The following is a 14,850-nucleotide window of genomic DNA, read 5'->3' as shown; positions in this document are numbered from 1 at the left end:
CTGGAAGACGACCAGGTTGATAGGTTCGAGGTGGAAGTGCAGCAATGCATGCAGCTGACGAATACTAATCGGTCGAGGGCTTATCCTACGAACATCTACTCGGATGTTCAACTTCGGAACAACATCAGCTAATTAAGACCTTCGCAAAGGTTCGTATCCAGTTTTCAAGGCGCAAGCCGCCATTACATAAAGAACCGACCTTATTCAATGGGGTCGGTTTTTTGTTGTGCGAAAACAAAGGATATGGTACCTTGAAGTTCGAACACCTTTCAGAGAACGCTTACATCATAACGCTTACATCATGATGGGATAATATCGATCGATGCCATCATTTCAAAACTACTGGGAAGCAGATCAAGGGGATGCCGCGTGTGTGGAGAAGAATTCAAGGGAATGCGAGGAATTGCCTGCTCTATGAGCCGCTGTTTCTAATCCCGTTTAACATGTACATGACCTATGCCTCGATCTATATGCTCGAGCTGGGAGTAAGTGAAACGCAGATCGGACTCATTACTTCCATCGGAATGGCCATGCAAATTTTCACCTCTCTGATCAGCGGTCACTTAACTGACAAAATGGGCAGGCGGCGCGCGCTGCTCGTTTATGACTTAATCAGTTGGAGTGTGGCGACATTGATTTGGGCGGTATCGCAAAATTTCTGGTTCTTCTTGATTGCTGCTGTCGTGAACAGCTTTCAACGTGTGCCTACGACCGCTTGGTATTGTCTGCTCGTCGAGGACACGGATCCAAAGGATCGTTCCATCGTGTTTACGATTCTTATGTTTATCGGTGTAATCGGCGGTTTGTTCGCACCGCTTGGCGGTTTGCTAGTCAGTCAATTCACATTAGTGCCTGCCATGCGCATGATGTATGTAATTGCCTTCATCGGGATGACCATTATGATGATTGTGCGTCATTTCACTACACACGAGACGGCCATCGGAATCAAGAAGATGCAAGAAAGTTCTACAGTGAGCCTTAAGGATACGATCACGGAATACAAAGATGTTATGAAGATGATCCTTGCGAATAAAGCACTCATGATTATTTTCGGCGTATACATCCTGTTCAATTTTCAAATGACACTACGCAATACGTACTTGTCTGTGTATTGGGTGGATGCCCTGCATATCAATGATTCGATCATCTCGATCTTCCCGGCGATTTCATCGGCTGCTATGATCTTATTTCTGATGGTCGCTACACCAAGACTCAAAGAGCGCCTCGCCAATCAGTATATGATCGTGGGCTTCTTGATTTCGGCGGTATCGTTCGTCATGCTGCTGACAACGGGGCCGGAGAATATTACGGCAACGATCATTAGCACGGTTCTAATGGCGATCGGCGGACTGCTGGCCAGCCCTTATCTGGAGTCCTCCATACAGAATGCGATCGATGACGATAACAGAGCGAAAGTATTCTCCATACTGGGCGTACTTATATTGATTTTCACGTTTCCTGCGGGGATACTCGGCGGATGGACGTATACGATCAATGCAAAGTTCCCGCTTGTCTTTATCGTAGTGGCGTTTCTGATTAGCGTAATGATGATGATCCTTTATGCAAGAAGAACCTCACGCACCACCGTTCACAGCTCTATATCAGGTTAAAGGTTGATTGCATCTATATACAAACTGGAAAACCATGCTGCTGATGAGGAGTCAGAGCATGGTTTTTTATGTTTTTTGGGCAAAGAGTGTCAATGTACAATTTGCGATATGAAGTAAAGAATGGAATATATAAACATTAAATAGCCGCCTCTATAATTAGCCTTGTAAGCACCACTACAAAGTAAAGGGGTAGAACATGAAACGGTATGCAAAGCTAGCAAAAGGCGTTACGCTCTCACTCGTGCTTGGCATGCTTCCAACGCTTGCTGCATGTTCCGACAACAACAACAGCAATCAAGAAGCATCGAACACCTCGGCAACGGCGACGAACAATCAAGCTGCAAACAATGGTACAGCAGCAACGAATGAGAAGCCGGCGGCAGATATTTGGAACCAGAAATTCGATCCTCCGATTACAATTACGACTGCGGTTGTAGATGATGGCGCTTCCAGGGGCAATGCCTTCAAGCCCGGAGAGTCGATGGAAGACAACGTTCATACCCGCTGGATGAAGGAAAACATGGGGATCGACATTAAGTTCGATTTTATCGTAACGAAACCGGAAGATTATGATACGAAAATTCGATTGCTGCTCTCCAGCAACGGCAAGCTGCCGGATGTATTCTCGGCACCTGGCGATTCGGTTCAGAATCTGATTTCTGCAGATCGGGTCATGCCGCTGGATGAAGCGATAGAGAAATATGCGCATCCGGAATACAAGAAGATTCTTGAGAAATACAACTATGCACTAGGCGGAGTCAAACGCGACGGCAAGCTATACGGACTCCCAAGCTTCTTCATGGGCGATGAAGGAACGGTCATGTGGGTGCGTAAAGATTGGCTGGATACACTTGGTTTGCAGCCGCCTAAAACGATCGCTGAACTTGAAAACGTTCTCAAACAATTCACCGAGAACGATCCGGACGGCAACGGCAAGGCGGATACATTCGGTTTGGCAGTACCGTTAAAAGAAGGTCCATGGACGTGGATGGGTCAAACGGACGCGATTGTCGGCGCATTTACGAAGCAAATGATTAATACGTACGACGTGACTAGCTACTGGAACTTAGGCGATGACGGTAAACTGAGCTACGGTGCGATTAATCCGGATGCGAAGAAGTACCTGACAACGATGAGAGATTGGATGAGCAAGGGCTACATGGACAAAGAAGCCGGGATCAAAGATCCAATGAAAGCTTCCGAGATGGCTGCAAGCGGCAAAGCTGGTGTTATGTTCGGACCGTTCTGGATGGGCGACTGGCCGCTTAGCGATGTAACCAAGCTGAATCCAAAAGCGGATTTCGAGCCGTTCGAGCTTCCGGCCGGCGCTGACGGCACGGTTGGCCGCGCTGAGAAATCGATCACCGGCGGCTTCACGATGTTCAACAAAGACTTCAAAGATATCGAAGCATGGTTTGCGTACTTCAACAAAATCTTCGCTAAAAACCTGGAGCAAGAAGGCGATCCGTACTTCGATCCACGCTTCAAGGACGGTTATCACGAAGGTTACGATTACGTAAATATGGACGGTAAAATCATCAAAGGGAACTACAAGGACGAAGGCGTACCGGAAGACAAATGGCCGCTGAAAGACGGCAGCCGGATGGATATGCGTTTCATGATCGCAAGCATCATTGGCGGTACGACAACGATTCCGTTCTCCAATGACGCTCCGATCAAGAAATTCCTTGCCGATCCGAACGCAGAGCCTCTGACAACAAGAGAGTTCGACGTGAAACAGATGGCGAAGAAGCAAATCGTTGCTGCTGGTGTCCGGATGAACCAAGGCATCGAAGAAGGTAAAAACTATTTCACCGGTCCGATGACAGCTACGATGAAATCCAAGGGCGAGCTGCTGAAGAAACTCGCTACGGAGAGCTACTTGAAGATTATTTACGGTGAGAAGCCGCTCGAGTTCTTCGATGAATTCGCTAAGCAATGGCTGGACAATGGCGGCGAGAAGATCACTGAAGAAGTGAACGAATGGTACGCCGATAGTATCAAATAACAACCAAGAAGTGAGATCGTTATTTAACGGGGGAGAGGCTGCTGCAAGCTGTCGCCGATCCCTCGTTTTTCTATGGAAAGGAAGGATGCAGCGTGGCGTCATATTGGAGGAAGACATGGCCGTTTCATTTATTGGTGTTGCCTGCGTTAGTGTTATGCATCATTTTTAATTACATTCCGTTATTCGGCGTCATTATTGCTTTCGAAGACTATCAGCCATGGCTTGGCATCACCAAGTCGGCATGGGTCGGACTGGAGCATTTCCGCACGTTGTTTGAATATCCGGACAGTAAGCAGGTCATCTGGAACACGCTAATAATTGCATCATTTAAACTAGTGATTAACTTGTTTATCCCGATTATTTTTGCGCTTCTGCTTAACGAAGTTGCCAAAACCTACTTCAAACGAATTCTACAGACACTTGTCTATTTGCCCCACTTCTTGTCTTGGGTAATCCTCGGCGGGATCATGATCGATATTCTGTCTACGGATGGCGGAATCGTGAATCGGCTGATCGAAGCGTTCGGCGGGAAGAGCATCTTCTTCCTGGGCGATGGCCAGTGGTTCCGAGTTACCGTCATTATCAGTGACGTATGGAAGGAATTCGGCTTCTCGGCGATTATCTTCCTCGCTACGCTCGTTGGCATCAATCCGGCTTTATATGAAGCGGCAGAGATTGACGGGGCCACCCGTTGGCAGCAAGTCATTTACATATCCATACCACTCATACTGCCTATCGTTATCGTAGTAGCAACGTTGTCTCTTGGGCGTATTTTGGATGCGGGCTTCGATCAAATCTTAAATCTCTACAATCCGCTTGTTTTCTCGCATGGTGACATTATTGATACGTTCGTTTACCGCGTGGGCTTGAACAATGGTCAATTCAGCTTTGGTACGGCCGTGGGGCTATTCAAGTCGGTGATCGGCTTCATCTTGATTATTGTCAGCTACAGATTGGCGTACAAGCTAGCCAACTACCGAATCTTCTAAAGGAGGCCCGTAATGAAATTTCGCTCCCGAGGTTACGCTGCGTTTGCGATTTCCAATAACATTCTGCTGAGTTTACTCGGCATTCTCTGTATTCTTCCATTGATTCACGTCTTTGCGGTGTCCTTCAGTTCGCGTGCCGCTGCTACGGCGAATATCGTCAATTTCTGGCCGATCGGCTTTACGTTGGACGCTTATGCGAAGACATTGGCCAATGAGAAATTTCTATTGGCGATGTGGATCGGCGCAGAGCGTACGATACTGGGTACGGTCATTTCCATGGCTGTCATTACGATGGCGTCCTACAGTTTGTCGAAAACAAGCCTTCGTTTCCCTGGGCGTCAAGTGTACACGTGGGTCTTCGTCTTCACGATGTTATTCTCAGGAGGCCTCATTCCTTCGTATATCGTCATCAGCAAGCTTCATCTGCTGGATAGCATCTGGGCGCTCGTATTGCCCGGAGCGGTAAGTGTGTGGAATATGATCCTCATGCTCAACTTCTTCCGCACCATTCCCCAGGACTTAGAAGAAGCGGCTTATATCGATGGTGCTGGTCATTTGCGTGTACTATGGAGTGTCTATTTACCGGTATCCATGCCATCTATAGCTACATTATCGTTGTTCACGATGGTATCCCACTGGAACTCTTGGTTTGATGGCATCATCTATATGTCGAAGCCGGATGGCTACCCGCTAGCCTCGTATCTGCATTCCATGATTGTCAGCGACAACTTATCCCGTATTGGCGTATCGACGGAGTCGATAGCCAACTTCTCGAACCGAACGGTTAAAGCCGCGCAAATCTTCATCGGCGCACTGCCGATTCTGATGGTGTATCCGTTCCTGCAGAAGTATTTTGTCAAAGGGATCGTGCTCGGTTCTGTAAAATCCTAATCGATGATCAGGCCAAAGAGGAACGGAATCGGACGGTGACCATGCCATGATGAAATTCGGACGTGCCGTAGGCGGCAGAGTTAATATTTTCACCAAGATTATGATCGTCATCGTGCTCCTGCTTGTTCCAATCGTGATGATGTATAACTCTTCTAACAAAATAAGCACGGGCGTCGTGGAACGAGAGCTGCTTCAGGTGAACCTGAATCGGCTCCGTTTCTTTGTCGATCAGATGGATACGGAGGTAGATCGCCTGTGGAGAGCAGCATTCGTCATCGCCAGAGAACCGGATGTGGTTCAGCTGCAGTTCCGATCCTCCAACGTGCAAACCTATTCGAGGCTGGAAGCCAAGAAGCTGCTGCAGGAGAAGCTCGATATGCAGTCGACGACCTTAGCCTGGACCAATAAACTGACTGTCTTCTCGCCGCCGTCGGGTATAGCGGTATCGACCAATTGGATGGAAGAGTACAATGAAGCTTATTTCGAGAACGCGGTCCAAGACTACTGGGATTATCGACTTATCGAGACGGAACGGGGAGAAGAGAAGGCGTTCGTGCGCCATTTGATTCTGCCGTTTACTCCGCTCGGAAAGCCGGAGAATCCTAATTTATATGTAGAAGTTACTTTCTCGACGGAGAATCTGGTCAACATGCTGGAGCGGTTCATGCAGGGAAGCGGCGGCAAGCCTTTCTTATATAATCCCGGATTCGAAACCATTCAAACACATGATTCGGATAAGCAGTTGATCGGAGAGATGACTCGTCAATTCGCTGCACTGAAACAGAATGCGCGCAATAAAGAAGGCTCTATTAAGATTACGTTTCACGATGAGCCTTATCTGGTTAACTATGCGGCATCTGCTGCATTAGGCTGGTATTTGGTTGATTTTGTGCCGATGAAGAAGGTGCTGCAGCCGATTGATCAGAGCAAACGGATTTTCTATGGTGCAGGACTACTGCTGCTGGTGCTTGGTGTGGCAGCTGCGGCACTGCTGTATCGGAATGTACAAAGGCCGATCTATGAGTTAATTCGCGCGGTGAAGTCGCTGCGCCGCGGTGAATATGGACATCGCATCGAACGCGAGCCGCAGAATGAATTCCATTATTTAATCGAACAGTTTAACTTGATGTCGGACGATATCCAAACGTTAATTGATAAGGTTTATATCGAGGAGCTTCGTGCGAAGGAATCCTCACTGAAACATCTGCAAGCTCAGATTAATCCGCATTTTTTATATAATAATTTTGCCTATATTCAAAGTATGGCGCAGCTGGACAGGACGAAAGCGATTGTCGCTTTCACCCAGCATCTAAGCCAATATTATCGCTATACGACGAAGACGGAGCAGCAGCTCACCTTCCTCGCGGAAGAGATGGATCTGCTTCGCAATTACTTGGAAATTCACCGGATGCAGTCGGAACGGCTTCGCTACGATGAACATATTGAAGAAGGCATGATGCAGCTTCTCCTGCCGCGGCTTCTCCTCCAGCCGCTAGTAGAGAATGCCATCGTGCATGGTATGGGTGGAAGGAAAGGCGAATGCCGAATTATCATCTCCGGCTATCGGACGGAGAACGGCTGCGAGCTTGCGGTTGAAGACAATGGAATCGGCATGAAGCAGGAGGCGCTTGCGGCTCTCCGCAGCTCCCTTCAGCAATCCACGGCGTTGCAGAGTCTCGGATTATGGAATGTGCATCAGCGCTTGCGGCATTATTTTGGCCCGCTATCGGGATTGCATATCGATCACTCTGCTTTAGGCGGATTGCGTGCACGGCTAGTCATTATCAAAGAGGGAGGCGAATCCCATCATTGAAATCCTGATCGTCGACGACATCCCTTCTCAGGTGGATAGCATTGCGGCCACGATACCGAAGGAGGAGCTCGGAATTGAGCGTATTCATAAGGCGTTCTCAGGCGAAGAGGCGCTAGCGATATTCCGAGAGCATTCGATTCAGCTTGTCATTACGGATATTCGGATGCCGGAGATGAGCGGCGTTGAATTAATCCAAGAGATTAGAAGAACGAATCAGAAAGTGAAATTGATCGTTCTGTCGGGGTATGCGGATTTCGAATACGCGCAAAGTATCGTACCGTTTAACACTTCGGGCTATCTCATGAAGCCGGTAAACCCGGAGCAGCTTCGCTCGAAGCTGGAAAAACTCATCGACGAGATTGCTGATGAGCTGAAGGTGCATAATCAGCAGCAGCGCAGTGTGTATGCTTACAGAGAGAACCTGCCAACCCTCCGCAGTGAGCTGCTAAGCAAGCTATTAAGCGATGGACGCGTAGCAGATGCGGAGCTTGAGCGGAAATTATCCATGATGGAGCTGCCTTTCTCGTCTGGGCAGGATATCGGCATGTTCGTCATACGACTGGAAGGGCGAATGCAGGACTATAGACGAATGGATCGAGCGCTCATTGAATATGCGGTCATGAATATGGCGGAGGAAGTGTTTCATGATGCGTTTCATCTATGGTTCTGCTTGGATCAGAATGAATATCTTGTATGTATCGCCTCGCCGGTCGGGAGTAGAGACGGCACATTCACAGGGATGGACCGCTCTGCACTCGATTGCCGAGCAGCCAAGCTCAAGAAGAAGGCGGAATCACTGCTGAACAACAGCTTGTCCGTTGCGGTGGCCGTGAATGGGACAGCCTTTCCGGAGGGATTGCCCAAGCAATACCGAATGATCGTGAACGGGATGCGGACAATTGAGAAGGATAGTCGGCATAGTGTGTTTATGCGCGTGGATGATGGGCCGGACACGCCGGCAATCGGGAATATGACGTCCCTGTATAAGCCGCCGCTGCTGCTGCATTTGCTCGATACCGGGAATTGGGCCGGAGCGGATAAGAAGCTGAGTGAGATTTTCAATGAATTGCGAAGTGTTCATTACCCGCCGGAATATGCGAATGAAGCGTATTTTACGATCGCAGGGGCTTATCAGTATATGGCGCATAAGAAGGGAAAGCTGCTGAGCGAGCTTGGAAGCTCTACCTTCGGCCTTATGCCTGCGGCTCCTTCCTTAGCGCAGCTGGAGAGGTGGGCATATTTCCTCTTTCGAAGTATTCAAGAGCTGTTTGGCGATCAAGCAGAGAAGCAGAAGGTCAGCCTGAGGGATAAGGTACATCTGTATGTGGAGCAGAATATGAATGGCAGCCTGTCGCTGCAGACGGTTGCGGCGCACATTGGCTTACACCCTGCGTATTTATCAAGAGCCTATCGGACGGAAACCGGCACGAATCTAAGCGATTATATTCTAAAATATCGGATGGAACTTGCAACTTACATGCTGCGCAGCAGCGATAAGAAAATCTACGAAATTGCGCAGACGCTCGGTTATCAAGCCGTGCCGCATTTTATCAAGCTGTTTAAGGCGCATTCCAATATGACCCCTCAGGAGTATCGGGAACGGGCGGTACGTTGATCGGCTTTGCGGCACAAGGATCGATTTCATCGGAAAAAATACGCTTATTAAAGGATTTTGCCATGACCTTCCCGAAGTTCTAAAGGTGTCAGGTTGTCGAATAGGTGGAGGGAAATGTGCATGACGATTGTCAAAGATTTACGAGATGGCGAAGAATTTGTCGGTTTCTATCTCATTAAAGAGAGCGAAGTGAAACAAACCAATACGACGCCTCCTAAGGATTTCATGAATATTGTGCTTTCGGATGCCAGCGGTCATGTAGCCGGGAAGCTGTGGGATGCGACACCGTCGGATAAAGAAAGCCTAGTACCGCTTACCCTTGTAAAGGTGCAAGGCATGGCTCAGCTCTACCGGGAGAAGCTGCAGGTGAAGATCGTTCGCATACGCAGGACGACCGAAGCGGATGGAGTTCAGTTAACGGACTTCGTAAGATCGGCGCCGGTTCAGTCGGAGGTGCTGCTTGCAGGCATACATAAGGCCAAAGACAGCATCACGGACACCGAGATTCGCGCTGTTGTGGATTATTGCTTGAACAAAGTCGGGGATAAGCTGCTTCATGCGCCTGCGGCTAAATCGCATCATCATGCGTACTATGCAGGCCTCGCGTATCATATCACACGGATGCTGGAGCTGGGAGAGTTTATCTGCAAGCAGCGGCCGTTCCTGAATGCGGACCTGCTGAAGGCCGGCATTATTCTGCATGACATCGCGAAGCCGGTGGAGATGGTTTCTGAGCTTGGCATCGTGTCCGACTATAGCAATTCGGGCAAGCTGATCGGGCATATCTCGCAAGCATCGTTGTGGGTAGCTGAAGCTGCAATGCGTCTTGGCATCGATCCGGATTCCGAGCGGATCATGGCTCTGCAGCATCTTGTGCTCTCGCATCATAATCTTGGTGAATGGGGAAGTCCCGTACAGCCGCAGCTGGCAGAAGCGCTGGCACTGCATCATATCGATTCCATCGATGCGAAGCTGCAAATGCTCGAGGATGCTTTCGATACTACGGGCAGCCATGAATCATGGACGCCGCAAATTCGCGGCTTGGAGAATAAAGCCTTCTACCGGCTTACATTCTAAAAGCTACTTGGGAAGGATGGCGGCAGCCGATTCTTCTTGTTACAATAGAACGAATATCACCATTGTCGGAGGATTGTTATGATTAGATTTGGCGTTATCGGAACGAATTGGATTACGGATTCTATGATCGAAGCAGCAAGCGAAGTGGAAGGGTTCAGCCTAACCGCAGTCTATTCCAGAACCGAAGAGCGGGCGCAGGCGTACGCAGCCAAGCATAACATCCCGTTCACATTCACGGATGCTGCGGAGATGGCAGCGAGCAGCGAGCTGGATGCGGTCTACATCGCCTCGCCAACATCGCTTCATGCCGAGCTGGCTATCTTGTTTATGAGCAAAGGGAAACATGTATTGTGCGAGAAACCGGCAGCATCGAATACGCGCGAGCTGCAGCAGATCGTTGATGCGGCAAAACAGTATGACGTTGTTTTCATGGAAGCGATGAAGAGCACACAACTGCCCGGTTTCGCGTCGATCATGGAGCATCTGCCGAAGCTTGGTAAGGTGCGGCGGTATTTTGCAAGCTATTGTCAGTATTCTTCGCGCTACGATGCCTACAAAGCCGGACAAGTATTGAATGCGTTCAAACCTGAATTCTCCAACGGGGCATTGATGGACCTGGGTGTATATTGCATCTATCCGCTTGTGGTTCTGTTCGGTCAGCCGGATGAGATTCGGGCGAGCGGTTACCTGCTGGAATCAGGCGTAGATGGACAAGGAAGCTTAATTGCGAAGTACCCGGACATGGAAGCATCCATTATGTATTCCAAAATCAGCAACTCTTCGCTGCTGGCGGAAATCCAAGGTGAGGAAGCGACAATGACGATCGACAGCATTAATTTGCCGATCCACATACGCATCCATTACCGGGACGGACGGGTGGAAGATGTGTCTAAACCGGTTGAACGCCACACGATGAGCTATGAGGTGGAAGCCTTTATCGGTTTGATTCAGAGCGGGGAACGGGAATCCAAGCTCAATTCGCATGCGAATTCCTTAGCTGTTATGAGCATCTTAGATGAGGCACGTCGTCAGCAAGGGTTGGTATACCCAGCTGATCTTAAATAAGAAGAAGAAGCTGCAGTTGCATGAGTTTGACGCTCATGTGACTGCAGCTTTTTTGTGCGCGCAATTATAGGTTTCGCTCATCTACGCGTTTATAATGTGCGGGGGTGCTGCCCGCCACTTTCTTGAACATGCGGTAGAAATGAGGGAGGCTCTCGAAGCCGCACAGGGTTGCGATTTCGGCGACTGTATAATCGGTGTCACCGAGCAGCTCCTTGGCATGCATGATTCGTTTGGCGATGACATATTCCGTTACGTTTAGCCCGGTCATCTGCTTGAACATTCTGGAGAAGTAGGACGGACTGACGGCGGCTCGAGCCGCGAGCGCGGACAAGCTTAAGCTCTCTACCAGATGTGCGTCGATGTAGTTCAGCGCGGACTGCAGCCATAACGGTCTTGATCCGCCATGCTGCTGCTTAGGCTCACCGGGGTTCATTTTGCGATTCGTGTGGAGAAGTACGGTTTGCAGCAGCAGCAGTACCGCTTGACTATAGCCCGGCTGACGCTGCAGCAGCTCTTCGTTCATTTCGTCGATGATGGATTCGATGCGAGTGCGTTCAGCCGGGAGCAGCTCAAGGCGGTAATTGCGCAGCGTCTTGGCCAAATCGAAACTGCGCAAGAAAGAGTACGTATCCTTGCCGATTGCGGTCGTTTGCACATATTGTCCGCTGAAGAACATAGCTGATGTCGTGAGCGGTTCATCCGAATGCGGGAGTGTACGATGTATCGTATTGCCGGGGATCAGATAGAGATCTCCGGCCTGCATCTCATAGAAGGTATGATTGATAAAGAACGAGCCGGCGCCGCTGTGAACATAGATGATCTCATACCAATCATGCAGATGATCCGGCAGCTCGGATTGCAAATTCTTCGTACTGTGCAGAGCGAGCTCAATGGGCAGCGAGGAGTCGGGATCAAAATGTTTGCGAAGCGGGTTCAACGAAATGCCACCTCCAGGATGAGTGGTAGTACAAAAAAAGGTATATTTTCAGCGATATTGATTATTTATATTCTGTTTCTTAGTTTCTATAATTGAACTATATCGAAGCTGAAGAAGATTGTCTATCATTCTGTAACACCGGAAGGCGGAGTTTACGTGGAACACCGTATTGAAACAGGCGCAGACGCCTTGTACATGGACGAGCGCGATCATGTAGCAACAGCGCTTCGCGATATGAAAGCAGAAGAAGCGATTCATTACCGCAATGCAGCCGGGCTGCAACTGATCACGCTAGCAGAGGATATACCTTTTGGCCATAAAGTGGCGATCTCGGACATTGCTTCCGGACAAGACGTTCGCAAATACGGAGAAGTCATCGGACGGGCTGTGAAGCCGATTATGATTGGCTGCCATGTGCATGTACACAACATTGAAGGCATCCGCGGCCGCGGGGACCTGGGGACGAAGGAGGCAGCGCAATGAGTAAGACATTCCTGGCGTACGAACGCCCAAACGGAGATATCGGCATTCGCAATCATCTGCTGATCATCCCGACCGTTATTTGCTCGAACCAGGTATGCAATCGGATTATGCAAATGGTACCAGGCAGCGTTGCGATTCCGCATCAGCACGGATGCAGTCAAATCGGCGCAGATAAAGAGCGTACGTTCGATGTACTTGCCGGTACAGGCAAGAATCCTAACGTTGGCGCTGTTCTCATCATCAGCTTAGGCTGCGAGGTTGTAGACCCGATTGCCTTGGCGGAGGAAATTCGCAAAACAGGCAAGCCTGTCGAAGTGTTCGACATTCAATCCGTCGGCGGTTCGGTTAAGGCGATTTCCTATGGTACCGAATTGGCGAAACGGATGATGGCTGAACTGGAGAAGGAACAGAAGGTGCCGGTTCCGCTTAGCAAGCTTAAAGTAGCGGTCAAATGCGGCGGATCTGACGCCACTTCCGGTCTTGCATCCAATCCTGCACTCGGTGCTGCGGCCGATTCGCTAATCGCTGAAGGCGGTTCTATCGTTATTGGCGAGACGACGGAAATTATCGGAGCTGAGCATTTGCTGGCTGAGCGCTGCATAACGGAGGAGCTCTCTGACCGACTTTACTATATCGTCAGCCGCTTTGATAAAGAGGTTGAACGGATGGGCGCAGACATGCGCGGCGGTAACCCGAGCCCGGGCAACATTGCCGGCGGATTGTCCACGATCGAGGAGAAGTCGCTGGGCTGTATTAGCAAATGCGGCAAGGCACCAATTAAAGGCATCATCGAATATGCGGAGTATATCCCTGAGAACGGGCTTTATTTTATGGATTCGCCGGGTAATGATATTGAATGCGTATCGGGTATGGCTGCCGGCGGCGTTCATATCGTCTGCTTCACGACGGGTCGCGGCACGCCGACAGGCGCTGCGGTCGTTCCGGTTATTAAGATTACCGGGAACAAGATGATGTTCCAGCGAATGGAAGATAATATGGATATCAACGTCAGCGATATGCTGGACGGAACGGCTAGCTTAGAACAAGCGGGCGAGCGGATTTGGCAGGAAATCGTGGAGGTTGCGGAAGGCAAATGGACGAAAGCGGAAGTACTGGGTCATCAGGAATTCAGTATTAACCGGATCGGACCAAGCTTGTAGAATCGACCGGAGGAGGTGCGTAAGGCGTGAGCGCGATCAAAGAGAATTGGCTGGATTTAGAATATCGCCCGGCCTTGCCTGCCAATAAGGAAATGGGCATCGGCATCATCGGTGCAGGCGAGATCGTAGATGCCTGCCATCTGCCGGCCTATCAAATGGGCGGTTTGCGCGTTGTCGGTATCTATGACGTGAATACGGAGCGGGCAGAGAAGCTTGCGGCTAAATTCGGCATTCCCAAAGTCTATAAGGAGCTCGATGAGCTGTTGGCCGACCCGGAAGTGCGCATAGCGGATCTTGCGATCCCCGCGAAGATTCAGCCGGAGATTGCGGAACGGGCAGCAGCGGCGGGCAAACATATCCTCTGCCAGAAACCATTGGCGGAATCCTACCCTGAGGCTGTGCGCATGCAGCGAGCATGCGAGCGTTACGGGGTCAAAGGAGCTGTCAACCAGCAGATGCGGTGGTCGCCAAGCATTCGCGCGAGCCATACGATCATTCAGCGCGGCTGGCTCGGGGAGCTGCTGCAGGCTTCGATTCAAGTGAACGTGAAGCAGGACTTTGCCAACTGGGGCTGGCTGCGTGAGATGCCGACGCTCGAATTCATGTACCACAGCATTCATTACATGGATGCCATTCGGTTCCTGTTCGGTACGCCGGAGTATGTGTATGCCGATGGGGCTCGTTTCCCGGGACAACGTACGATCGGAGAGACGCGTACGCTGCTGCACATCAAGTTTGCGGGCGAAGGGCGCGGTATCATTCATGATAATCACAACCATATTGCTGATGAAGACGATTGGTATGCGACGTATCGCTTCGAAGGCACGGAGGGCATCATTAAAGGGACGAACGGATCGCTTTACAACTATCCGGTTGGCCGCGAAGACACACTCAGCTTCTTTACGAAAGCGATTCATGAGGATTACTGGTTCACGCCGAAGCTGCATGGCAAATGGTTTCCGCATGCATTCATGGGAACGATGGGCGAGCTGATGCGTGCCGTGGAAGAAGAGCGCGAAGCAGAGAACAGCGTGGCGGATAATTTGAAGACGATGCAGATGGTGTTCGGGGCGTATTTGTCCATGAAAGAGAACCGTCCGGTGACGCTTCAAGAGATCGCGGATAACGTGTAAGTTAAGAAGAGTCTTGTCATGTGCGATGACAAGGCTCTTTTTGTTATGGCCGTACAGGCACGTATAGGC

Annotated in this window: 12 protein-coding genes and 1 rRNA gene; 12 read left to right on the top strand and 1 reads right to left on the bottom strand. The window is 50.0% G+C overall.

Translation table 11 applies throughout. The features are described 5' to 3' along the window. The 9 genes from BLW29_RS13180 to BLW29_RS13140 form a co-directional block, all read left to right on the top strand. Positions 1–88 (top strand): 23S ribosomal RNA (locus BLW29_RS13180); the annotation flags it as partial. 274 nt (positions 89–362) lie between these two features. Continuing rightward, positions 363–1,610 (top strand): MFS transporter, encoded by a 1,248-nt coding sequence (locus BLW29_RS13175; RefSeq protein ID WP_090980140.1) that lies wholly within the window; start codon positions 363–365, stop codon positions 1,608–1,610. 196 nt (positions 1,611–1,806) lie between these two features. Continuing rightward, positions 1,807–3,618 (top strand): type 2 periplasmic-binding domain-containing protein, encoded by a 1,812-nt coding sequence (locus BLW29_RS13170; protein WP_090980138.1) that lies wholly within the window; start codon positions 1,807–1,809, stop codon positions 3,616–3,618. A gap of 92 nt (positions 3,619–3,710) precedes the next feature. Next, entirely contained in the window at positions 3,711–4,607 is an 897-nt protein-coding gene (locus BLW29_RS13165; protein ID WP_256208586.1) for an ABC transporter permease, read from the top strand. Positions 4,608–4,619: 12 nt separating this feature from the next. Beyond that, the gene (locus BLW29_RS13160) at positions 4,620–5,498 is read left to right on the top strand and encodes a carbohydrate ABC transporter permease (RefSeq protein ID WP_090980134.1); all 879 of its coding nucleotides are present in this window, start codon (positions 4,620–4,622) and stop codon (positions 5,496–5,498) included. 46 nt (positions 5,499–5,544) lie between these two features. Then, positions 5,545–7,311: a sensor histidine kinase gene (locus BLW29_RS13155; protein WP_090980132.1), complete on the top strand. Its 1,767-nt coding sequence runs from the start codon at positions 5,545–5,547 to the stop codon at positions 7,309–7,311. Further along, entirely contained in the window at positions 7,304–8,926 is a 1,623-nt protein-coding gene (locus BLW29_RS13150) for a response regulator (RefSeq protein ID WP_371264717.1), read from the top strand. The genes BLW29_RS13155 and BLW29_RS13150 overlap by 8 nt, the downstream gene beginning before the upstream one ends. Positions 8,927–9,046: 120 nt before the next feature. Beyond that, positions 9,047–10,003 carry a 3'-5' exoribonuclease YhaM family protein gene (locus tag BLW29_RS13145; RefSeq protein ID WP_090980128.1) on the top strand — a complete coding sequence of 319 codons (957 nt, stop codon included), beginning with the start codon at positions 9,047–9,049 and terminating at the stop codon, positions 10,001–10,003. 78 nt (positions 10,004–10,081) lie between these two features. Continuing rightward, positions 10,082–11,068: a Gfo/Idh/MocA family protein gene (locus BLW29_RS13140; RefSeq protein ID WP_090980126.1), complete on the top strand. Its 987-nt coding sequence runs from the start codon at positions 10,082–10,084 to the stop codon at positions 11,066–11,068. A 64-nt stretch (positions 11,069–11,132) separates the two neighbouring features. On the opposite strand, the gene BLW29_RS13135 is transcribed toward BLW29_RS13140, so the two are convergent. Then, positions 11,133–12,005 (bottom strand): AraC family transcriptional regulator, encoded by an 873-nt coding sequence (locus tag BLW29_RS13135; protein WP_090980124.1) that lies wholly within the window; start codon positions 12,003–12,005, stop codon positions 11,133–11,135. A gap of 156 nt (positions 12,006–12,161) precedes the next feature. On the opposite strand from BLW29_RS13135, the gene BLW29_RS13130 reads away from it, so the two are divergent. From BLW29_RS13130 to BLW29_RS13120, 3 genes are read left to right on the top strand one after another with little or no spacing between them, the layout of a single operon-like run. Beyond that, positions 12,162–12,488, top strand: coding sequence for a UxaA family hydrolase (locus BLW29_RS13130; RefSeq protein WP_090980122.1), 327 nt, complete (start codon positions 12,162–12,164; stop codon positions 12,486–12,488). Continuing rightward, the gene (locus BLW29_RS13125) at positions 12,485–13,648 is read left to right on the top strand and encodes a UxaA family hydrolase (RefSeq protein WP_090980120.1); all 1,164 of its coding nucleotides are present in this window, start codon (positions 12,485–12,487) and stop codon (positions 13,646–13,648) included. Before BLW29_RS13130 ends, BLW29_RS13125 begins: the two co-directional genes overlap by 4 nt. Before the next feature lie 26 nt (positions 13,649–13,674). Beyond that, positions 13,675–14,781 (top strand): Gfo/Idh/MocA family protein, encoded by a 1,107-nt coding sequence (locus BLW29_RS13120; RefSeq protein WP_256208585.1) that lies wholly within the window; start codon positions 13,675–13,677, stop codon positions 14,779–14,781. The last annotated feature ends 69 nt before the right edge of the window (positions 14,782–14,850 follow it).

It is taken from the genome of Paenibacillus sp. CF384, assembly GCF_900106745.1.
Classification (GTDB): Bacteria; Bacillota; Bacilli; order Paenibacillales; family Paenibacillaceae; genus Paenibacillus_Z.
The sequence above is the reverse complement of the archived record's forward strand: the minus strand, read 5'-3'. Positions and strand labels throughout refer to the sequence as shown.